Origin of the sequence: Hyphomicrobium sp. CS1BSMeth3, assembly GCF_900117415.1 — a bacterium.
GTDB lineage: Bacteria > Pseudomonadota > Alphaproteobacteria > Rhizobiales > Hyphomicrobiaceae.
The window spans coordinates 1-21,734 of the sequence record NZ_FPEI01000002.1; the positions used below are offsets into that span (position 1 = coordinate 1).

The following is a 21,734-nucleotide window of genomic DNA, read 5'->3' on the forward strand; positions in this document are numbered from 1 at the left end:
CTGGCTGGCCTACAAGAACTACTCGCTCGACTCAGCGCAGTTCAACGCGACGGTCGGCGGTGCGGAAGACCTCCACATGTTCACGGCTGGTACCCGCATCCGCTTCTGATCCGAAGCAGATCGAGACGCACAGCTAACGGAAAGGGCCGCCCGAGGGCGGCCCTTTTCATTTGCCCGCTTTCCGCGCGCGCACGCCGTACTACAGCGCCGGACCTCAAATCGACCCACGGTTCGGGCCGGGCTCAGTATTGCATTCTGAGGTCCAAAGACGCTTTAGCCTTATGGGGTTCCAAGGCAACTTTGGACTTGAAATTCGCTCCCTGCCCGCCATCGACGGGCTGCGAATTTCACGTCCGTTGCTTTAGCCGCGCACCAGCCAGACGATCAACACCCCGAGCGCCAGGACCACAACGCCGGTGATGCGCAACACCGCCTCCGGTGTCTCGACCACCGACTGGAGGATACGCGTCGTCAGTGATGGGAACGCGGCCCAGAGAAGGCCCTCGATAACGAGAACCAACCCGAGGGCCGCGACCAGATCGCTCATCTTTGCCCGGTGGTCTGGGGCGCCGGCGTCGGCGTGCCCGACGGGTTGTTGAAGTAGCGGAAGAACTCGCTATCGGGCGAGAGCAGCATCCGCGTATCACCCGACTTGATGCCCTGCTCATAGGCCTGCATCGAGCGATAGAAGGAGAAGAAGGCCGGATCGCGGTTGAACACCTCGGCGAAGATGCGATTGCGCTCGGCATCGCCTTCACCGCGAAGCTGGTCCGCCTTGCGGCGCGCCTCGGCGCGGATGGTGATCGCATCGCGGTCTGCGTCGGCCTGGATCTTGTTGGCCGCGGCACGCCCTTCGGCTCGGAGCTCCTCGGCCTCCTTGAAGCGATCGGCCTTCATGCGGTCGTAGACGCTCTGGAGGTTCTTCTCCGGCAAGTCGGCGCGCTTGATCCTGACGTCGACGACCTCGAGACCGAACTCCTGCCCCTGCTTGTTCACCTCGGTCGCGATCTGCTTCATCAGCGCCTCGCGCTTGTTGCGCACGATGTCGATGAAGCTCGCCGTGCCGAGCACGCGGCGCAGCGTCGACTGCACGATCGGCCCGAAGCGCTGGGGCACGTAGTATTCGCTCGTCACCGCCTGATAGAACTTCAGGGGGTCCTTGATCCGGTAGCGCGCGAACGCATCGACGAGGAGCAGCTTCTGATCCGCCGCCGGCACTTCCTGCGGGGTCATGTCGAGGTCGAGAATGCGCTTGTCGAAGTACTCGACGGTCTCCACGACCGGGATCTTCCAGTGAAGACCAGCGCGATCGATGACCCGCTTCGGCTTGCCGAACTCGAGAACAAGCGCCTGCTCGTTCTGGTTCACGATGAAGAACGCGAAGTAGGCGAGCAGCGCTGCACCTACGATCACCGCGATAAGGAAGGAGAAAATAGCACGCATGGTCACTTCACTCCCTGCGGCTGCGGCTTGCGCTGAAGCTGGTCCAGAGGCAGGTATGGCACCACGCCCGAGCCGACTTTGCTGTCCAGGATGATCTTGTCGGCACCGCCGAGCACGCGCTCCATCGTCTCGAGATAGAGACGCTCGCGCGTCACCTGAGGCGCCTTCTGATACTCGGCGAGCACCGCGCCGAAGCGGGACGCTTGGCCGATCGCCTCCTCGACGGTCTGCTTCCTGTAGGCTTCCGCTTCCGCCATGATGCGGTCCGCGGCGCCGCGCGCCTCGGGCACGATCTTGCTGGCATACGCCTGCGCCTGATTTTTCAGCGTCTCGAGATCGATCTTGGCCGCCTGGACGTCGCGGAAGGCGTCACCCACGGACTGAGGCGGGAACACGCGCTGCAGCGAGACCTCGTCGATGATGATGCCCGATTGATAGCTGTCGAGCGTATCCTGCATGAGCTTTTGAACCGATGTCCGGACAGCGCCCAGCTCGCTGGTCAGAATGCGCTCGAAGTCGCTCTTGCCGACCACCTCGCGCATGGCGCTCTCCGCCACGTCCTTCACCGTCTGCTCGGGATTCTGGATGCGGAAGAGGTACTTCTCGGCATCCTGAATGCGCCAGATGACGACGAACGGCACCTCGACGACGTTCTCGTCGCCGGTCAGCATGCCGCTTTCCTCGGGCACGTTGGTCGTACCCGTGGTCCCGCGGCGTACGACGCTCGAGCGGAAACCGACCTCGATCGTGTTCTTGCGGGTCACCTTGGGGAGACGGACTTCCTCGATCGGGTAGGGCAGGCGGAAGTGCAGGCCCGGCGGCTCCTGGCGCACGAACTCGCCGAAGCGCAGAACGACGCCAAGCTCGTCGGGCTGAACGCGGAACGTGAACGCATAAAAGCCAGCAACGGCGATGCCGATGGCCGCGAGGAGGAAGAGCAGCGGGCCCGGAATGCCCGATCCCGGCATCACCTGCTTGAGGCGGTCCTGGCTGCGCCTCAGAAGCTCTTCAAGGTCAGGTTGCTGGCCGCCGCCGCCGCCGGACGGGCCCTGTCCCCAGGGGCCACCACCGCCGCCGCCTTTCCATCCGCCGCCCCCGCCTCCTTGATTGCTCCACGGCATTACCACGCCCTTCTTCGCTGTTGGGAAATAAGCAGATGCCGGACTAAGAGCCTCGCTCCAGCTCCGCCCGGCATGTTGCTCTCTATATAGGTCGCTTTCGCTTATAGGCTATTCCGTCCGCCTTTCGCAAATTACGAGGCGGTCATCTTACTGGCTCGTTTTCGCCCACGCCCCGGCGCGGCACCAAGGTTGCGGCAGCCCGGCGAGCCGAGTATGAGTACGCCCGCGCTGCGTCGCCCGCGGCCCCCATCCGCGGCCTCTCGGGCGCGAGCGCTGGTCACCGGGCGATCCCGCAGCCGGGACACTTGAACTTAGCCATTATGGCACGGCCGGACAACCTGCGGCTGTCGAGAGCACGTTCTGCACCGGGAGAGCCATGACGACGGTCGTGATGAAGTTCGGGGGCACGTCGGTCGCCAATGTCGAGCGCATCCGCAACGTCGCTCAGCACGTCAAGCGCGAGGTCGACGCCGGCAACCGCGTGGCCGTCGTGGTCTCGGCCATGGCCGGGACCACCAACCAGCTCGTCGGCTGGGTCCGCGAGACGTCCCTGCTGCACGATGCACGTGAATACGATGCAATCGTCGCCTCGGGCGAGAACATTACCGCCGGCCTCCTGGCCATCGCGCTCCAGTCGATCGGTATTCAGGCCCGCTCATGGCAGGGCTGGCAGATCCCGGTCCTGACGGACTCGGCGCATGGTGCTGCACGCATCATCGACATCCCCGGCGAGAAGCTGCGCGAGCGGCTCGACTCGGGCGAGGTCGCCGTGGTCACGGGCTTCCAGGGCATCGAGCCCAACCGCAACCGCGTCGCGACCCTCGGGCGGGGCGGTTCCGACACGAGCGCCGTCGCCCTGGCAGTTGCCTTGCGCGCCGACCTTTGCGACATCTACACGGACGTGGATGGCGTTTACACGACCGACCCACGCGTCGTGCCCAAGGCGCGCCGGCTCTCGCGCATCTCCTACGAGGAGATGTTGGAGATGGCGTCGCTCGGGTCCAAGGTGCTCCAGACGCGGTCGGTCGAGCTCGCCATGGTCCACAGGATGCGGACGCGCGTCCTTTCGAGCTTTACGCCGCCGGACGAGATCCCGGCTGCACATCCGGACACCTGGCACGAAATCGGCACGATTGTTTGCGACGAGGATGAAATCGTGGAACAGCAAGTCGTCAGCGGCATCGCCTTCTCTCGCGACGAAGCCAAGATCACGCTTCGCAAAATCGCCGACCGACCGGGCGTGGCCGCCGCCATTTTCGGGCCTCTCGCCGACGCCAATATCAACGTCGATATGATCGTGCAGAACCTGTCCACGGACGGCAAGAACACGGACATGACCTTCACGGTGCTCCAATCGGATCTCGTGCGCTCGCTCGAGGTCGTGAAAAGCGCCGCCCGCGACATCGGGCACTTCGACGTCGAGAGCTCGGGGGATGTGGTCAAGGTATCCGTGATCGGCATCGGCATGCGCAGCCACGCGGGCGTTGCCGCGCGCATGTTTACGGCGCTGGCCGAGAAAGGGATCAACATCCAGGCGATCTCGACCTCGGAGATCAAGATCAGCGTCTTGATCGACCGCGCCTACTCCGAGCTTGCCGTGCGCACGCTCCATTCGCTCTACGGGCTCGACGCCGAGTAGGCGCCAGACGACAGGTCCCAAGGCCGGCAGGCGCCGCACGGGCGCCTGGCCTAGAAGGTCTAGAAAGACGGCGAGCCCCGGACTTGGGTAGTTCTGCCTGATCTTCGGGATCGCGGCTGAAGACGAACGTCGCATATTCTTGAGACACGAGACGTCGTCACTATTGGCAATGGGCCCGGCTGAAGGAGATCGGGCAGGGACAATCGCCGCGAGTGGCCGATCTGGGTCTCGCTCGGGCACGGCGTGGGAATGGCAGGGCCGAAATGATCAAGGCACCGTTCCAGGATGAGCATGTGCCGCCCACCGAGCCGGGGTTGCGGATCATCCTGCGTCGCCTGCGCGAGATCATCGAGGAACCAGGCGACGGACAGAGCCGGCTCGACAAGATCGTGCGCCAGATCGCCGGTCTCATGGTGGCCGAAGTCTGCTCGATCTACCTGAAGCGCCAGGACGGCAGCCTCGAGCTCTTCGCCACCGAAGGTCTCAACGTAACGGCCGTCCATCGCACCTTCATGAAGCGTGGCGAGGGCCTCGTCGGGCGCTGCGCCGAGATGGCCGTGCCCATCAACGAGCCCGATGCGCAGAGCCATCCGGCCTTCTCCTACCGGCCGGAGACGGGCGAAGAGATCTATCATTCCTTCCTCGCCGTGCCGATCCTGCGGAGCGGCGACGTCCTCGGCGTGCTCACGGTCCAGAACAAGACGCCGCGCGAATACTCCGACGAGGACGTCGAGATCCTCCAGACCACCGCCATGGTGCTCGCCGAGCAGCTCGTCTCGGCTGGCATTCCCGGCGCCAACATGGCCATCGAGTTCAGCCGGCGCGTCGGACACGTGGTCAGGGGACAGTCGATCTCCGATGGCATTGCGCTCGGCCATGCCGTGCTGCATCAGCCGCGCGTCGTCGTCACGCGGCTCACGGCCGATGATCCCAACGCGGAGTCCCTGCGCCTCGAAACGGCCATCACCGAGCTCAAGGCGACCGTCGATGAGATGCTCGGCTCCGGCGACCTCGCGCGCGAAGGCGAGCACAAGGACATCCTCGAAGCCTACCGCATGTTCGCCAACGACCGCGGCTGGCAGCGTCGCCTCAAGGAGGCCATCCAGTCGGGGCTGACGGCGGAGGCGGCAGTCGAGCGCGTGCAGAACGAGACGCGGGCGCGGATGCTGCGCCAGCGCGATCCCTACTGGCGCGACCGCGTGCGCGATCTCGAGGATCTCTCGGACCGCCTGCTGCGCATCCTGACCACGCCGAACGCAGGCGGCAGCGCCGCCGACAAGCAGCTCCCGCACGATGCCATCGTCATCGCGCGCAACATGGGAGCCGCCGATCTCCTCGACTACGACCGCACGCGCCTGCGCGGCCTCGTCATCGAGGAAGGCGGCGGCCAGAGCCATGTCGCCATCGTTGCGCGCGCGCTCGGCGTCGTGGCCGTGACGGATGTACGCCGCGTGATCGAGCGCATCGACGCGGGCGATCCCGTCATCGTCGACGGCAACACGGGCGAAGTTTTCGTGCGCCCCACGGGCGACGTGATCCAGGCCTACTCGGACAAGGTGCGTTTTCGCGCGCGCCAGCAGCGCCAGTACCGCTCGCTCGTCGGCCGGCCGGCCATTACTGCGGACGGCGAGCGCATCGCGCTGCAGATGAATGCCGGTCTTCCCGATGACCTCATCCATCTCGAGCAATCGGGCGCCGAGGGCATCGGGCTTTTCCGCACCGAGCTGCAATTCATGGTGGCGGCGACCTTCCCGCGCGGCGATCGCCAGACCCAGGTCTATCGCGCCGTGATCGAAGGCGCGGAAGGCAAGCCCATTACCTTCCGCACGCTCGACATCGGCGGCGACAAGGTGCTGCCCTACATGCGCCAGCACGCGGAGGACAATCCGGCGCTCGGCTGGCGCGGCATTCGCATGGGGCTCGACCGCACCGCGCTCCTGCGGACACAGCTCCGCTCGATGCTGCGTGCCGCGGAAGGTGCCGATCTGCGCGTGATGATCCCGATGGTGTCGGAGCCCGAGGAAATCATTGCGGCGCGCGCCATTCTCAATCGCGAGATCGAGGTCCTGCGCCGCCGTGGCGTGGGTGAGCCGACGCGCGTCCAGTTCGGCATCATGATCGAGGTGCCGTCGCTGCTCTTCGCGCTCGACCAGGCATTGCCGCTCGTCGATTTCGCCTCGGTCGGCAGCAACGACCTCATGCAGTACTTCTTTGCGTCCGACCGCGGGAATCCGAAGGTCTCGAGCCGCTTCGACGTGCTCGCACCGTCCTTCCTGCGTGCGCTCAAGAGCGTCACCGAAGCCGGCAAGCGCCTCGGCGTTCCCGTGGCGCTCTGCGGCGAGATCGGCGGCCGCCCGCTCGAGGCCCTGGCGCTCATCGGCGCCGGCTTCCGCACGCTGTCGATGGCGCCAGCGAGCATCGGCCCGGTCAAGACCATGGTGCTCGGCATGCACGCCGCGCGCACCGAGGCGGCTGTCGCCGAGCTCATAAACAAGGGTGGCCACAGCATTCGCGATGGTCTTGCGGCCTTCGCAGCAAGCGAAGGCATCGAAATCTAGGGAGGTATAGAGGAACGACCATGAGCGAGCGCGACATCGACATCAGCGTTGCCGACGAGATCCAGGTCATCCGCTTCACCCGACCCGACAAGAAGAACGCCTTCACCGGCGGCATGTACGATGCCATGTCCGAGGCGCTCGATCGGGCCGAGAAGGACGACGGCATTATCGCCAACGTCTTCATCGGCTCAGGCGGCATCTTCAACGCCGGCAACGACATCAACGACTTCATCCGCCGATCCAAAGCTGGCGGTGGCGAGGGCATACCGACGCCGTCGCTGAGCTTCATCCGGCGCCTGCCCAAGGTGACCAAGCCCATGATCGCCGCCGTCGACGGACTCGCGATCGGCATCGGCACGACCATGCTCTTCCACTGTGATCTCGTGTACGCGAGCCCGACGGCGAGCCTCAGAACGCCATTCCTCGATCTCGGTCTCGTGCCCGAGGCGGCATCGAGCCTCACGGCCGTCATGCGCATGGGCAATGCGCGCGCCTTCGAGCTGCTCTGCCTCGGCGAGCCCTTCAATGCCGAGCGTGGCAAGGAAGCCGGTATCATCAACGCCATCGTGCCGGCCGCGGAGCTGGAAGCCACGGCCATGAAGGCCGCGCGGCGTCTCGCGTCCAAGCCGCGGGCCGCGCTGCTCGCCGCACGGCGCCTCATGCGGGGTGATCCGGCGGCTCTCAGCGCCCAGATCGAGGCGGAATCCGAGGTCTTCAAGCAGTGCATGAGCAGCCCCGAGGCGCAGGAGGCCTTCGCGGCCTTCTTCGAGAGGCGACCGCCCGATTTCGCCAAGGCGCGGGCCAAGGCAAAGGGCTGAGGCCGCAACTCGCGCTGCATCCGCCGCAATCCCGCTGTTAGACTGGCGGCATGGATTTCTCGAAGGGCCATTTCCGACTGCTCGTGGCGGGTCTTCTCGCGCTGATGGCGCTTGCAGGGGCGCCCTCTGCCAGCGCGAACTGGCTGACGCGCATCCTGAAGCACGCGGACGATGGCGTCCCACACCGGACCGGTAAGCGCCTTGCGGCGATCGACGAGGCGGGCGCACATCTGAAAACGCTGCCGGCGGCGCGGCGGTCGCGCGCCGTCGCGGTCGAGCTGAGCGACGAAGGCCACTGGCGCCTGCGCAATGCCGAAGGCGAGATGTTCACCGCCGCGACGCCGGATGAGCTCAAGCGTGGCTTGCGCGTACTCACGCCCCTCAGCGAGGAGGCCGCCAAGCAAATCCTGCTTCTGAGCGGCAACACGCTCTTCAAGGACAGGGCGAAGCTCAAGGAATTGCCGGCCGATGCCGAGCTCACGGCGCTCATCGAGAGCCGCGTTTATGGCCTCCATCGGCGCATGGTCAACGGCGTCGAGCGCTACAGCCTCGATGTCGGCGGCGGCGTGCGTGTGCCCGTTCGCAGTAGCACCGAAGTCCATGAATTGCTCTGGCAGCTCGCGCGGCCGGTCGAGCTTTCGACGATCCGCGTGCTGGCACTGGAGCCGGGCGCGACGGGCCTCCTGAAGCGCACGCGGCCAGGAGATCCGGCACCGGCCCGCGTCGCCGTCGAGAGCGTCGATCCCGAGCGGTTGCCGCACATGATGAGCGCCGTCGCGCGCAGCACGGTCGTGATCACCGGCCGCATGAACGGACAAGCTCTGCTGTACCGGCCCTCTAGCGGCCCCGAGCGCACGCTCGCGCTCGATGAGCTACGCCAGGCGGCAGCCACGCACGACGTCAACCTCGTGGTCATCGAGAGCGGGAGTGCCCGCCAGCCGGGGACGCGCAACTGGTTCTGGCAGCGCGTGGCGCTCACCTCGCTCGATGGCCCGCGCGCAAAGCCCGCGCTTCCGGACCTCATCGGCCAGCTCACGGGCGGCATTCCTGTCGAGATCGACGCCGTCGTCATGCAGGAGTTGAGAACGGCCTTCCAGCTCATGGGGCTGGCGCGGGGAGCCGCGGGTGGGTGGACGGCGCCCGTCAGCGAGACGTGGCGTGATCTGGCGCCGGAAGTGACGGGTACGATCGTCGCCAGCGGACTGCGGCTCGATCTCACCAGCCGGGGGCGCCAGCGTGAGCTCGATGCGCGTCTCGTGCCCGGCATCCCCTCGCTCGTACAGATCGGCTACCTCGTGTTCCTGGTGCTCGGTCTCGCGGGCTTGAGTGTCGCGCGTGATTGGTGGCAGCGCCTCTGGCCTCTGGAAGCACGGTCCGACTATCCGCGCCGCGCCGGATACTGGGCTGCGCGCGGAGTCCGCGGCACGATCTTTCTGCTCATGTTCATGCCGCTGGTTGCGGTCGTGAGCGCCCCCGTCGCGTTCGTGCGCGGGACGTGGCGGTCGCTCGTCGCCATCGGCACGATCCTGGCTTATCCGTTCACGCGCCGACGGGCTGCCTGAAGGCGTGTCTGCCGGGACACGCCACCTTGGCCCCGCGCGCCCGCTTCTCGTTGATTTTATTAGATTTGTTTCTTCATGAAGGCCCGCGGATATTCTGGCCATATAAGAGCAAAGCCGGCATAATTCCGATTCGGTATTCAGCGACAGGCAGCACAAGCCCTGGCGCCTTGGTTTTCACCAGTTCCGCTTAGGACCAACGCGCCGCCGGGCCATTTGGCGATTCCCGGGACGGGATGGACACGACGGAACGCACGGGCAGACGGCGGCTGGCACGCGAGGATCTCGTCCTCCTGCTGATGGCGGCGGTTGCCTCCGTTTCCGTGCTGGCCATCGCAGCCTTCGACACCAGTATTCAGCTCTTCGGCACGATCAGGCTCGGCTGGCTGCTGACCGTCACGGTTCTCACTGGCGCCGCGGTCGCCATGGTCATGCTGATCTGGCGTTCCTGGCTGCAGCAGCGCTTGCGCCTTTGGCAGCGACGCGACGAGGTCGTCGAGCTGCGCCGCAGCCTCGCGGCCGCCGAAGCCATCATCAAGGCCGAGCCGCAGGTCCTGATCTTCTGGCAGCAGGGTGAGAACATGCGCGTTGCCGCGCATACGCTGACCACGGTGCCGGGCCTTCCCGAAGATCCTCAGCTCCTCATGCGCCTCGGCGCCTGGCTCGAGCCGGAGTCGGCGCGTGATCTCAAGGCCAAGCTCGATACGCTTTTCACGCAGGGCCAGCCATTCAACCTGCTGCTCCGCACGGGCGCCGGCGGGGATGTCGAGGCGGACGGACGCGTCTCGGGCGGCCGCGCCATCCTGCGCTTCCGGGACATCGCCGGTTACCGCAAGCAGGTCGCCGAGATCATCTCGCAGCACCGCCAGCTCGCCCGCGACATCGGCCTCGGCCGCGCGCTCTACAATGCCCTGCCCCATCCCGTATGGATCCGCGGCGGCAGCGGCCAGATCGAGTGGGTGAACAAGGCCTACGTGCGCGCGGTCGGCGCCAAGAGCGAAGTCGAGGTCACGGACCGCCAGCTCGAGCTCCTGGAGACGCGCCAGCGCGAGGAGCTCGCCAATGTGCTCGTGCGCGGGGAAAGCTTCCGCAAGCGCATGCCGCTCATCATCGGCGGCGAGCGCCGCCATCACGACATCGTGGTGCTGCCGTTCGGCGAGGCGAGCGTCGCCTGCGCGATCGACGTCACGGCCATCCAGAGTGCCGAAAGCGAGCTCGACCGGCTCGTCGCCACCTTCTATCGCACGCTGGACCGCGTCTCGACCGCCGTCGCCATCTTCTCGCGCGATCAGCGCCTGAGCTTCTTCAACGATGCCTTCGCCAAGCTCTGGCAGCTCGATGCGGACTGGCTCAGTCAGCGCCCCATGCACGGCGAGTTGCTCGATCGCCTGCGCGAGCGCAGCCGCATCCCCGAGGTCGTGAACTACCGCGAGTGGAAGACGAAAGTGCTCGCCGGCTACAAGACCGGCTCCGAGCCCGAGGAATGGTGGCACATTCCCGATGGCCGCTCGGTGCACGTCATGGCCGAGGAGCGCCCCGACGGCGGTATCACCTATCTCTATGAGGATGAGACCGAGCGCCTTGCGCTCGAAAGCCGTTACAATGAGCTGATCCGCGTGCAGCGCGAGACGCTCGACCATCTCGCGGAAGGCGTCGCGGTGTTCGGCACGGACGGCCGCCTCAAGCTCTTCAACCAGGCCTTCGAGCGCATCTGGAAGCTCGGCCGCCGCATGCTGCAGGACGAGCCGCACATCGACGAGATCATCCGTCAGTGCCAGATCCTGCACGACGAGCCGACCGAGTGGGGCAACATCGCCCAGGCGGCAACGGCCTTCTCCGACCAGCGTCAGCACGCAACCGGCCAGATGACGCGCGCGGATCAAAGCGTGATCGATTATGCTGCGCTGCCGCTGCCGGATGGCGGCACGCTCGTCAGCTTCGCCGATGTCACGGTCACCAAGCGCTACGCCCGCGCACTCGAGGAGCGCAATGAGGCGCTCATCGCGGCCGACCGGCTCAAGAGCCAGTTCATCAGCCACGTATCTTATGAACTGCGCACGCCGCTCACGAGCATCATCGGCTTCACGGAGCTGCTCGAGAGCCCGCGCATCGGTGAACTGAACGAGAAGCAGAGGGAATACCTTTCGGCCGTCTCGCGCTCGTCCGAGACGCTGCTCTCGACCATCAACGACATTCTGGATCTCGCCAACATCGACGCAGGCGCCCTGGAGCTTCGCCTTGCTCCGGCCAAGGTCGTCGGGCTCATCGAGGCGGCGGCGCTCGGCGTCAAAGAGCGCATGAGCCGCATTCATCTTGCGCTCGAGGTCGAGGTCGCCGAGGATGTCGACGAGTTGATCGCCGACGAGGCCCGCGTGCGCCAGATCCTCTACAATCTGCTCTCGAATGCGATCGGCTTCTCCGATCCTGGCGGCTTGATCCGCCTTTCGTGCGTTCGCGAGGGCCAGATGATCGCGTTCACCGTCACCGACCAGGGTGCCGGCATTCCGCATGACCAGCAGCGCGACGTGCTCGGACGGTTCGTCTCGAGGAGCCGCGGCTCCAAGCATCGCGGCGCCGGCCTCGGCCTGCCGATCGTGAAGAGCCTGGTCGAGCTGCATGGCGGCACCATGAGCCTCGTCAGCGAGCCGGGCGAAGGTACGTCCGCCACTGTGCGCTTCCCCGAGCATGGGCCGCGGCCGGGGACGGAGGCGGTGAGGTCCCTGTCCATCGCATGAGCGGCTCCTGGATCGTTGAAGGCGTCGACGAGGCGCGGCTCACGCGATTGGCCGAGCTGATCGCGCTCAAGGTGCGCGCGGGCGATCTCATCACGCTGACCGGCGATCTCGGTGCCGGCAAGACGACCTTCGCGCGCGCGCTCATCCGCGCCATGCTTGGCGATCCCGAGGCCGAGGTGCCGAGCCCGACCTTCACGATCGTCCAGCCCTATGCGACCGCGCGGATCGACGTCGCGCATTTCGATCTGTACCGGCTGACCGACCCCGCGGAGCTCGACGAGATCGGTTTCGATGAAGCTGTCACCGGTGGCCTCGCGCTTGTCGAGTGGCCCGAGCGGGCCGAGGGGCGCCTGCACGGTCATCATCTGGATATTGCGTTGAGCGCGGGGGCATCGGCAGAAACGCGGACGCTCAGTCTGACGCCTGATGAGCATTGGACGGCGCGCATCGAGCGCTTGCGCGAAATCGATGACTTCCTCGCCGATCGCGAGGGGACAGTGCACTATCTGCAGGGCGATGCTTCGACGCGCGCCTATGCGCGGCTCATTAGCGACGGCGGATCGCTCGTGCTCATGGACAGCCCGCGGATGCCGGACGGACCGCCGATCCGCGATGGCCTCCCGTACAGCCGCATCGCGCATCTCGCCGAGGATGTCACAGCCTTTCATGCCGTTGCGGAAGCGCTTGCCGCCTGCGGCATGATCGTGCCGACGATCCGTGCCTTCGATCACGAGCGCGGCCTGCTGCTGATCGACGATCTCGGCGATCTCACGTTCGGCCGTGCAATCGAAAGCGGGATGGATCAGCAGGCGTTGTGGTCTGCCGCCGTCGACGGGCTCGTCGCGCTCCGCGCGCATCCACCGCGGGATCTGCTACCGGTACCTGGCGGCGCCGATCATTTCCTCAACCGCTTTGATCGCACCGCGCTGCTGATCGAGGTCGAGCTGCTGACGGACTGGTATTGGCCCGCGGTCAAAGGCGCGCCCATGCCGCCTGATGCGAAGGCCGAGTTCCTCCGCCTCTGGAACGCTCAGATCGACTGGCTGGAGACGCTGCCGCTCGGCTGGGTGCTGCGCGACTATCACTCGCCCAATCTCATGTGGCTCAGCGACGGCCGCGTCGGCGTGCTCGATTTCCAGGATGCCATGCGCGGCCCCTGGGCCTATGACGTCGTGTCGCTGGTTCAGGACGCCCGTCTCGACGTGCCCGAGAATGTGGAACGCGCGCTGCTCGTTCACTATCGGAGCGAGGTCGCGCGCCGCGAGCCGGATTTCGATGCGGCCACCTTCGATACGGCCTACGCGGTGCTTGGCGCGCAGCGGAACAACAAGCTGCTGGGCCTCTGGAAGCGCCTCGCCAACCGCGACGGAAAGCACGGCTATCTCGCGCATCTTCCCCGCACATGGCACTACCTGGAGCGCAATCTGCGCCACCCCGCTCTCGCCGATCTCGCGCGCTGGTTCGATCGGCACTTCCCGCCAACCGCACGGGAACGAAACTCATAAAAGGCGGGGGTTCGGGGGTGTCCCCCGACTAGGGGTGCGGGGACTGGTCCCCGCGTCGCGAAGCGACCTTCGTGCCTTTGGCACGAACAGGGCTGCCGCCCTGTAACCCGCATCGTGCCGAAGGCGCGTGTCTCCGACACGACGGACCCCCCCCGGAACCCCCGCCTTTTTTTGACTATTTCCTCGCGAGCGAATAGCGCTTCCTCCATGACGCCACCGGATGAACAGCCGCAACGCCTGGACCTCGCGCTCGTCGCCCGCGGGCTCGTCGCGACGCGCGCCAAAGCGCGTGACCTCATTGCGCGTGGCGAAGTGCGCGTCGATGGCGAGGTCGCGCACAAGCCAGCCATGAGCGTGCGTGAAGAGCAGACGATTGTCGTTGATGCGGCGGCGGCGGCGCAAGTGTCGCGCGGGGCGGTGAAGCTTACGGCGGCGTTGGACCACTTCGGGCTCGATCCTGCTGGGCGGATCGCGCTCGATGTCGGGGCGTCGACGGGCGGTTTCACCCAGGTGCTGCTAAAGCGGGACGTGACACGCGTCTATGCGGTGGACGTCGGCAAGGGACAGCTTCATGCCTCGCTGGCGGGCGATACGCGCGTCGTGGCACTCGAAGAATGCGATGCGCGAACGCTGGATCGCACGATGGTGCCAGAGGCGATCAACGCGATCGTCGCGGATGTGAGTTTCATCTCATTGAGGAAGGTACTGCCGGCGGCGCTGGGGCTCGCGGCGCAGGGATGCTGGCTCATGGCGCTGGTGAAACCGCAGTTCGAGGTGGGGCGCGAGGGCGTCGGCAGAGGCGGCATCGTGCGAGATCCGGCTTTGCGGGAGAAGGCGCTGGCGGATGTGCGCGACTGGCTGGCGGCGCAGGAGGGCTGGACAGTGCTGGGCACGATGCCGTCGCCGATAGAAGGTGGATCGGGGAATGTCGAGTTTCTACTGGCGGCAGTGCGGTCATGAGCGAGATTGTAGAGATCACCGGGCTTGGGGCCGAAGGCGATGGCGTCGCAACAAACGCGGCGGGCGCACCGATCTTCATTCCGCAGGCTCTGCCGGGCGAGAGGTGGCAGGTCGAGGAGGGTTACGCACCCGAACCCGTGGAGCTGCGGCCTGATCGGCGCCGGCCGCCTGATCCGGATGACGAGCCGTGTGGCGGGTGCGTTGCGCGCCATATGCCGCTCGCAATGTACCAGGAATGGAAACGCGAATTCCTCGTGCGCGCGCTGCGCCAGCAGAATATCTCGGCCGACATTCAGCCGTTGATCACGGTTTCCGAGCACACGCGCAGGCGCGCGACATTCAATGCGCGCCGCATTCGTGGGGCAATGCGCATCGGCTACCACGGTCGGCGTTCGCACGATCTGGTTGCGGCCGAGGATTGCCCAGTACTGGACAAGCGTATTGTCGAGCTGCTGCCGGCGCTCGCTCAGCTCGCCAGTGTCGTGGCGGGGCAAGAGGAAGAGACGCGCGTCGCGATCACGCTGACCGATACGGGTGCGGATGTCGATCTGGAAGGCAATGAGCGGGCCTTGAGTGCTGCGGCACGGGCGAAGATCGGCGAGATCACAGGAGCGGCGCGCATGGCGCGCGTTTCCGTGGGCGGCGTGCCGGTGATCGAGCGGCAGGCGCCTGTCCTGCAGTTTGCGGGCAAGGCCGTGACACCGCCACCGGGTGCTTTTCTTCAGGCCGTACCCGAAGCCGAGCAGGCGATGATCGATCTGGTCACCGCGGCGCTCGGCAAGGCAAAACAGGTCGGCGATCTCTTCTGCGGGCTCGGCACGCTAACGCTGCCCATTGCGCAGAAGGCACGCGTGACGGCATTCGATGCCGATCGCAATGCCATCGCGGCGCTCAATGAAGCGCAGCGTAAGAACCAGGGGCTCAAGCCCTTCACGGCGAAGCCGCGCGATCTCTTCCGCGATGCGCTCTCGCCCATGGAGATGAAGGATCTCGACGCGGTCGTGCTCGATCCGCCGCGCGCAGGGGCGAAGGCGCAGTGCGAGCGGCTCGCGCAGTCCAAGGTCAAGCGTGTGGTGATGGTCTCGTGCAACCCGGCGACGTTGGCGCGCGACCTGCGCATTCTGATCGACGGCGGCTATCGGCTCGATGCGATCACGCCGATCGACCAGTTCCTCTATTCGCCGCACCTCGAGGCCGTTGCGGCGCTCACGCGCTGATCACTCCGCCACCGACTTTTCCTTCTCCCCGTGCTTACGGGGAGAAGGTCAGGATGAGGGGCGGCACAAGCTCAGACCTTGGCGTATGCCGCCCCCCTCATCCCGACCCTCTCCCCATTGAAGGCAATGGGGAGAGGGAGAAGTGAGTTACTCCGCCGCTTTCGGGAGCGCTGGCACCTCGCATCCGGTGACGCAGCAGCGGCCGGGCTGCTTCGAGACGCGATCGCCCGTATCGAGCACGCCGCGGTCCAGCAAGCGCTCGACGATCTCGCGCTTCTCGCCGACAGGGTAGTTGCGCCAGATCTCGCGCTTCATGGCTTCCGGGCTGCCGCCGCCGTGCAGCGAGATGAGGCTCATCCAGCCGCCGGTGTAAGAGGCTGTGAGGTCTTCCATCAGGCGCGCCACTTCGAGGCGCTGCGACGCCGGCACGTCCGGGCGACCCGCGAGAACGGCAGCAAGCGAAGCCTGCGTCTCGGGATTGTGGTCCTCGTCAGGACCGGGAAGCGCCACGATCAGGCCGCCCGAGACATAGTGCGCAAGGCGGTGCATGTCGTAGATCTGCGTTGCGAGCAGGAGCTTGCCGACATTCGAGAAGACCGCGTCCGGCATGACCGAGCCTGCGGGATCCTTTGCCGCGTAGACGGACGCCGCGACGCCGCACGCGAAGAAGCCCTCGACGATCTTGATCAGATCGACCATGGCATCGCGGATGTGGCCGTGCTTGGCCGGGTCGAGCCCGTTGGCCTCGATCATGAGCGCGCCGGCGCCGATCAGCAGATCGCCGAAGCCGGCGCGCGCGCCAATGCAGGAATGGCGGTGATGCGTCGCGTAGCTCGTCGTGAGGTAGCCTGCTTCTTCGTACTGGCCATCGGCGAACACGCGCTCCCAGGGCACGAACACGTCGTCGAACTGGACGACGGCCGTGCACTGGCCATAGCGCGCGGAGAACTTCGCGGCGCTCTCGCCGGGCCGGCCGGCCGGGCGCGAGATGATCGTCACGCCTTCGGCGTCGACGGGCACGGCACAGCAGACGGCGAAGTCGGCGTCCTCGGCCGTCATCGTGCGACAAGGCATGACGAGCAGCTCATGCATGTACGGCGCGCCAGTGACGATCGCCTTGGTGCCGCGGATCACGATGCCATCGCGGCGCCGCTCCTTGATGTGCACGTAGACATCGGGATTTTCCTGGCCACCGGGACGCCGTGAGCGATCGCCTTTCGCGTCCGTCATGGCGACGCCGAGCGTCAGATCCTCGTCCTGAACGCGGTGGAGATACGCGAGGAAGCGCGCGTGATAGTCCGTGCCGTTGTTGGCATCGATGCGCCGCGTCGCCTGGAAGATGGCATTGAGGCCGTCGTGGCTGAGATAGCGCTGCGCGCATCCGCTCTCGCAGCACACGAGCCGCACGGCTTCCAGCTTGTAGAGAAGGTCGGTCGACGTCTCGCAGATGTGCAACATCCGGTTGACGGTCTTGCCGGACGTCATCTGCCGCGCGGTCATCAGCGGCGCGTGCTGCTCTTTGAGGGCGAAGTCATAGGTCACGCCGACGGCGGCGACGCCTGGGGCGAGCAGCGGCTCGTCCGCGACGCTTTCGACCTGCTGCCCGTTGATGAAGACCCGCGGGCGATAGCGGCGGAGGGATTCCCGATAGTCGGCGGCCGACATCAGCATTTGGGCGCTCCTTTGTTGAAAGCGCGTTTCCTCGCCCGGAAGTCTAGCACGCCGCATTTCCGGCAACAGCCGTCAACGCGGCGGGTCAGAGCCTCCGCCCCTACAAGAACGCAGCCTGCCTGTGCGCTCACGCAGGGCTCAGGGCGATGACAAGGCGAGGAAAAATGAGCTATGAGCAAACTATCCGATAGGCAGCTCCGAGGGTGCAGAAATGCAGCTTCATACGAAACGCGCACTCACCTCGCGGGTCCACGAAGCGCCGGACTTTGCCGCCGCCCAGGAACTCTATCACAGCAATGGCTGGACGGACGGCCTGCCGATCGTTCCGCCGACCGAGGCGGCCGTCGAAGCGTGCCTCGAATGGGCCGGCATGGACCCGGACCAGCTCCTCGGCATAGAGCCCGTGCGCGGGCAGCCGATCACCGCCGAGAAGCTTGCCATCAATGCTGTCATGGCCGGCTGCCTGCCGATGCACTTCCCGGCAGTGGCGACGGCATGGCAGGCTATGCACAAGGATGAGTTTCTGCTCCACGGCGTGACATCGAGCACGGGCGGATGTGCGATCCTCGTGATCTTGAATGGTCCGATCCGCCTGGAGATCGGCGCCAACGCCACGTTCAACGCGCTCGGCAATAGCGATCGTGCCACGGCCGTCATCGGCAGGGCGATCCGGCTGGCGCTCATCAACCTGATGGACGTGCGCCCCGGCGGCATCGACCGCGCGACGCTCGGGCATCCCGGGAAATACTCCTACTGCCTCGCCGAGGACGAGGAGGACATGACCTGGGAGCCGCTGCACATCCAGCGCGGCATGCCAGAGGGCACGTCCGGCGTCACGGTGTTTGCGGCCATGGGCCCGCGCCAGATCATGAATGAGTGGACGACCGATCCGAAAGAGATCCTGGAGACGTTCGCCGCCGAGATGCGCGCGAACCAGCTCCATTACTCGATCTATGGCGGCAACTACGTCATCGTCATTCCGAAGCAGCTCCGCGATCACATCCAGGCCGCCGGATGGACCAAGAAGAACATCGCCGAGTACATCTTCGAGCGCGCGCGCGTGGAGCGCGGCGAATGGGCCAATGTCGGCAAGGGCTCGGTCGTTCGCGATCGCGCGAGCAAGGTGCACCCGGCACTGCAGTCGCCCGATGATCTGCTGGTGGTGGCCGCCGGCGGTCCGGCGGGCGGGTTCGGCGCCGTGATCCCGCCGTGGATGGGCAGCAAGACGCGAGCCGTGACGGCGGCGATCGGCGTCTGCGTCGATTGCGAGCCGCCGAAGCCCGTCAAATGAGATTTCCGGTCCCCGAGGCCGGTAAGAACAAGAAACTCAAGAAAAGGATACGCTGATGAGACTACTCGATCCCACGAATGAGACGATGGCGGCGGGCCTCACGCCCGCACCGCGTCTCGCTTCGCTCGAGGGCCTGACTGTCGGCATCATCACCAATGCCAAGGAAGGCACCAAGGGCTACTTCGGCCACCTCGATCGGATGCTGCGCGAAGAGATGGGCGTCGCCGACGTCGTCTGGCGCGAGAAATCCAACTACAGCGCGCCCTGCGATGCCCATATCGTGCAGGAGATCACGAACTGGCACGCGGTCTTCGCCGGTGTCGGTGATTGAGGGAGCTGCTCGTCGTGCAGTCTGCATGACACGATTGTAGCTGAACGGCTTGGTGTCCCCGCGGTCGGCGTGATGACGACGCGCTTCGTGAGCGCGGCCGAACTCATGTGCCGGGTGCTCGGCGCACCGGATTTCAAGTTCGCGGTGATCGATCATCCGATCTCCAGCGCCTCGGACGAGCTGCTGCGCGCATATGCGCGGGCGACCATCGATCAGGCGCGCGAGCTGCTGCTCGCCCGCTAGTACAAAGCGGCCTGGACACTGCTCGGGGTCTTAGCGATTCTGGGCAGGCCGGGCCGTTGAGCTATGATGGACGGTACGTCTGAACAGAACCGAGTTACCAGGAGCGAAAATGGCCAAGCAGCGCGAGATGATCCTGATCGGGTTCCTGCAGGCCCAGAATTGCTCCAACTACGTCGGCTCGTGGCGCCATCCGCATTCGGCGACCGACTTCCTCGGGCCGGAATATTTCATGCGCATTGCGCGCACGCTCGAGTACGGCAAGTTCCACCTCGGCTTCTTCGACGACCGCCTCGCCATGCCGGACATCCTCGGCAGCGACCATCGTGAGGCGGTCGCGAACGGCGTGCGCGTCGTGAAGATGGATCCGACCACGATCCTCTCCATCATGAGCACGGCGACGTCGCGCCTCGGCCTCGGCTCGACCTACTCGACGACCTATTACGAGCCCTTCCACGTCGCGCGCGTGTTCGCGACGCTCGACCTCATGTCGAACGGGCGCAGTGCTTGGAATGTCGTGACGTCGCTCAACGATTCGGAGGCCGAGAACTTCTCGCAGTCCGAGCATCCCCAGCACGATCTGCGCTACGACAAGGCCGACGAGTTCATGGAGGTCGTGCTCGGGCATTGGGACTCCTGGGAGGACGACGCGATCGTCATCGACAAGGAGACGGGCCTCTTCGCCCACCCCGACAAGGTCCACCGCCTCGACCACCAGGGCCGCTGGTTCCGCTCGAAGGGGCCGCTCCCGGTGCCGCGCAGCAAGCAGGGCAGGCCCGTCGTCATCCAGGCCGGGCAGTCCGGACGCGGGCAGGTCTTCTCCGCCCGCTGGGGCGAGCTGGTCTTCTGCGTCTATCCGAACATCGATATCGGCAAGAAGAACTACGCGACATTCAAGGATCTTGTCACAAAGTGCGGCCGCAATCCCGACGAGGTCGGCGTGGCGCCGGCCATCTACGCCGTCATCGGCGAAACCAAGTCCATGGCCGAGGATAAGATGGCGGTCATCGACAAGCTGGCGAAACCGGTGGATGGGCTGGCGCTGCTTTCGGAGGCCCTGAACTTCGACTTCTACTCGAAGGGGATGGACGAGGCCTTCAACGACGACGAGCTGCAGCGCATCTCAGGCCTGCGCGCCATTCTCGATCGCGTCGTCAATCTCTCGGGCAAGAAGAACCCCACCATCCGGGACTTCGTTGAGTTCTCGAACCGCGGCACCGTGCGCGAGTTCCCGCGCTTTGTGGGCACAGCCAAGGATGTCGCCGACGGGCTCGAGGAATGGTTTACGGGGCGTGCCTGCGACGGCTTCGTGGTCGCGGCGACCCACCTCCCGGGGGGCTATGAGGACTTCGTGCGCATGGTCGTGCCGGAGTTGCAGCGCCGCGGCCTGCACCAGAAGGACTACAAGGGCCCGACGCTCCGCGACAACCTGGGGCTCGCCAAGGCCGAGATCGGTGACTGGAAGCTCAAGAGCTGAGCCACCCTCGCTGATCAAGAATGCGGCTGGGCGGCTTGCATCGCCGGCGCGGTCAGATACCCTGCGTGGCGCCCGCGCAGGAGCGGTCGACGAGGAAGAGCATGGACTCCGACAAATACCGCAATGTGATGCGCCATCAGGCCGGCGCAGTGACGATCATCGCCGTCGGATCCCCGGGCAACCGCACTGGGTTGACCGCAACGGCCGTCTGCTCGCTGACCGACAGTCCACCCATGGTGATCGCCTGCGTGAACCGCAATGCGAGCGCGCACGCGCCGATCCATTCGGGGCAGAGCTTCTCGATCAATCTGCTGGCGAGCGACCAGAACGAGCTGGCGCGCCGCTTCTCCTCCAAGAAGCTCGAGGGCGAGGCGCGTTTCGATCCTGATACCTGGGACACGCTCGTCACCGGCGCACCGCTCCTGAAGGGCGCCATTGCCAACCTCGACTGCGAGGTGGCGCAGGAGCACTCCTTCGACACGCATACGATCTTCATCGGCCGCGTGCGCGACTGCCGCTTCCGCGCGGATGTGGAGCCGCTGCTCTACTTCCGCGGCGACTTCTGGGATCTGAAGGCGAGGTAGTCTTCTTTCCGCGGACTGCGGGGAAGATGCCCAAAGAAGGATTAGCCGTCACCCACTAATTGATGCAAGATCCTCGGATTGGTTCGTCCTTATTCCGGGGGGCACTATGCGGCACTGGATATTTGTTGTGGCAGCAGTAGTTGTCGGCAGTGTCGTTGGATACTTGGTTCGGGGAAACGTCACCAACAAACAAACCATTCACTTCTCGAAGTACGCGGTGACCTCCAATCAACTAGGCTGTAAGGCCCAGGCGAGCGCAACACTGTTTGTGAGCATGTTTGATAATACCATTGAGGCTGAGAGTGGCCGTGCTACGGATGTCGTCGCCTTAAATATCGACACCGTGGCGAAGCGCATTTCCTTCCTGACAGCTGCGGCAGTTCGAAATGGGACCATGGATGGCGACAAGTTCGTCATCGTTCACGAAGATGATCGAAAAATCTCCGCGGTACACGTCAATGACATGGGTGGCGTTAGCGCCGTGATTGTGATCAAGGAATCCGGGCTAGCGATTTGGACCAAGGCAGCTGACGTTTTGTTCACAAATGCTCAAGCATACATTCTTCAATGCTCATAGCAGCCATC

At 65.5% G+C, this 21,734-nt stretch carries 17 protein-coding genes; 13 read left to right on the top strand and 4 right to left on the bottom strand.

The annotated features are described in order from the left end of the window. Positions 1–361 precede the first annotated feature (361 nt). Genes CS1BSM3_RS00010 through hflK form a run of 3 tightly spaced genes read right to left on the bottom strand, consistent with a single transcriptional unit; the run spans position 362 to position 2,564 of the window. On the bottom strand, positions 362–547 hold the full coding sequence (locus CS1BSM3_RS00010; protein WP_072384930.1) for a DUF2065 domain-containing protein: 186 nt from the start codon (positions 545–547) through the stop codon (positions 362–364). Beyond that, the gene (locus CS1BSM3_RS00015; RefSeq protein ID WP_072384931.1) at positions 544–1,443 is read right to left on the bottom strand and encodes a protease modulator HflC; all 900 of its coding nucleotides are present in this window, start codon (positions 1,441–1,443) and stop codon (positions 544–546) included. Before CS1BSM3_RS00015 ends, CS1BSM3_RS00010 begins: the two co-directional genes overlap by 4 nt. 2 nt (positions 1,444–1,445) lie before the next feature. Continuing rightward, entirely contained in the window at positions 1,446–2,564 is a 1,119-nt protein-coding gene (gene hflK / locus CS1BSM3_RS00020) for an FtsH protease activity modulator HflK (RefSeq protein ID WP_072384932.1), read from the bottom strand. Positions 2,565–2,940: 376 nt separating this feature from the next. Between hflK and CS1BSM3_RS00025 the strand changes: the two genes are divergently transcribed. The 8 genes from CS1BSM3_RS00025 to CS1BSM3_RS00060 all read left to right on the top strand — a co-directional run bounded on the left by CS1BSM3_RS00025 (position 2,941) and on the right by CS1BSM3_RS00060 (position 15,555). Next, on the top strand, positions 2,941–4,203 hold the full coding sequence (locus CS1BSM3_RS00025) for an aspartate kinase (RefSeq protein WP_072384933.1): 1,263 nt from the start codon (positions 2,941–2,943) through the stop codon (positions 4,201–4,203). A gap of 263 nt (positions 4,204–4,466) precedes the next feature. Then, entirely contained in the window at positions 4,467–6,761 is a 2,295-nt protein-coding gene (ptsP, locus tag CS1BSM3_RS00030; RefSeq protein WP_072384934.1) for a phosphoenolpyruvate--protein phosphotransferase, read from the top strand. A 20-nt stretch (positions 6,762–6,781) separates the two neighbouring features. Further along, entirely contained in the window at positions 6,782–7,579 is a 798-nt protein-coding gene (locus CS1BSM3_RS00035; protein WP_072384935.1) for an enoyl-CoA hydratase-related protein, read from the top strand. A 50-nt stretch (positions 7,580–7,629) separates the two neighbouring features. Further along, positions 7,630–9,141 (top strand): hypothetical protein, encoded by a 1,512-nt coding sequence (locus tag CS1BSM3_RS00040; RefSeq protein WP_072384936.1) that lies wholly within the window; start codon positions 7,630–7,632, stop codon positions 9,139–9,141. Positions 9,142–9,374: 233 nt separating this feature from the next. Beyond that, positions 9,375–11,873 (top strand): sensor histidine kinase, encoded by a 2,499-nt coding sequence (locus tag CS1BSM3_RS00045; protein ID WP_083528105.1) that lies wholly within the window; start codon positions 9,375–9,377, stop codon positions 11,871–11,873. Next, on the top strand, positions 11,870–13,378 hold the full coding sequence (gene tsaE / locus CS1BSM3_RS00050) for a tRNA (adenosine(37)-N6)-threonylcarbamoyltransferase complex ATPase subunit type 1 TsaE (protein WP_072384937.1): 1,509 nt from the start codon (positions 11,870–11,872) through the stop codon (positions 13,376–13,378). Before CS1BSM3_RS00045 ends, tsaE begins: the two co-directional genes overlap by 4 nt. A gap of 207 nt (positions 13,379–13,585) precedes the next feature. Further along, positions 13,586–14,338, top strand: a complete 753-nt coding sequence (locus tag CS1BSM3_RS00055) for a TlyA family RNA methyltransferase (RefSeq protein ID WP_072384938.1) — start codon at positions 13,586–13,588, stop codon at positions 14,336–14,338. Beyond that, complete coding sequence (locus tag CS1BSM3_RS00060; protein WP_072384939.1) at positions 14,335–15,555, top strand: class I SAM-dependent RNA methyltransferase; 1,221 nt, start codon at positions 14,335–14,337, stop codon at positions 15,553–15,555. The genes CS1BSM3_RS00055 and CS1BSM3_RS00060 overlap by 4 nt, the downstream gene beginning before the upstream one ends. Before the next feature lie 147 nt (positions 15,556–15,702). On the opposite strand, the gene CS1BSM3_RS00065 is transcribed toward CS1BSM3_RS00060, so the two are convergent. Continuing rightward, entirely contained in the window at positions 15,703–17,226 is a 1,524-nt protein-coding gene (locus CS1BSM3_RS00065; protein ID WP_072384940.1) for a 4-hydroxyphenylacetate 3-hydroxylase family protein, read from the bottom strand. A gap of 211 nt (positions 17,227–17,437) precedes the next feature. Here CS1BSM3_RS00065 and CS1BSM3_RS00070 point away from each other — a divergent pair, with 211 nt between their 5' ends. The 5 genes from CS1BSM3_RS00070 to CS1BSM3_RS00090 all read left to right on the top strand — a co-directional run bounded on the left by CS1BSM3_RS00070 (position 17,438) and on the right by CS1BSM3_RS00090 (position 21,726). Continuing rightward, entirely contained in the window at positions 17,438–18,517 is a 1,080-nt protein-coding gene (locus tag CS1BSM3_RS00070) for a hypothetical protein (RefSeq protein WP_072384941.1), read from the top strand. A gap of 55 nt (positions 18,518–18,572) precedes the next feature. Next, positions 18,573–19,091 (top strand): UGSC family (seleno)protein, encoded by a 519-nt coding sequence (locus tag CS1BSM3_RS28745; protein ID WP_280174698.1) that lies wholly within the window; start codon positions 18,573–18,575, stop codon positions 19,089–19,091. Between the two features lie 109 nt (positions 19,092–19,200). Further along, the gene (locus tag CS1BSM3_RS00080; RefSeq protein ID WP_072384943.1) at positions 19,201–20,565 is read left to right on the top strand and encodes an LLM class flavin-dependent oxidoreductase; all 1,365 of its coding nucleotides are present in this window, start codon (positions 19,201–19,203) and stop codon (positions 20,563–20,565) included. A gap of 101 nt (positions 20,566–20,666) precedes the next feature. Then, positions 20,667–21,149 carry a flavin reductase family protein gene (locus CS1BSM3_RS00085; protein WP_072384944.1) on the top strand — a complete coding sequence of 161 codons (483 nt, stop codon included), beginning with the start codon at positions 20,667–20,669 and terminating at the stop codon, positions 21,147–21,149. A 127-nt stretch (positions 21,150–21,276) separates the two neighbouring features. Further along, positions 21,277–21,726, top strand: a complete 450-nt coding sequence (locus tag CS1BSM3_RS00090; RefSeq protein WP_072384945.1) for a hypothetical protein — start codon at positions 21,277–21,279, stop codon at positions 21,724–21,726. The last annotated feature ends 8 nt before the right edge of the window (positions 21,727–21,734 follow it).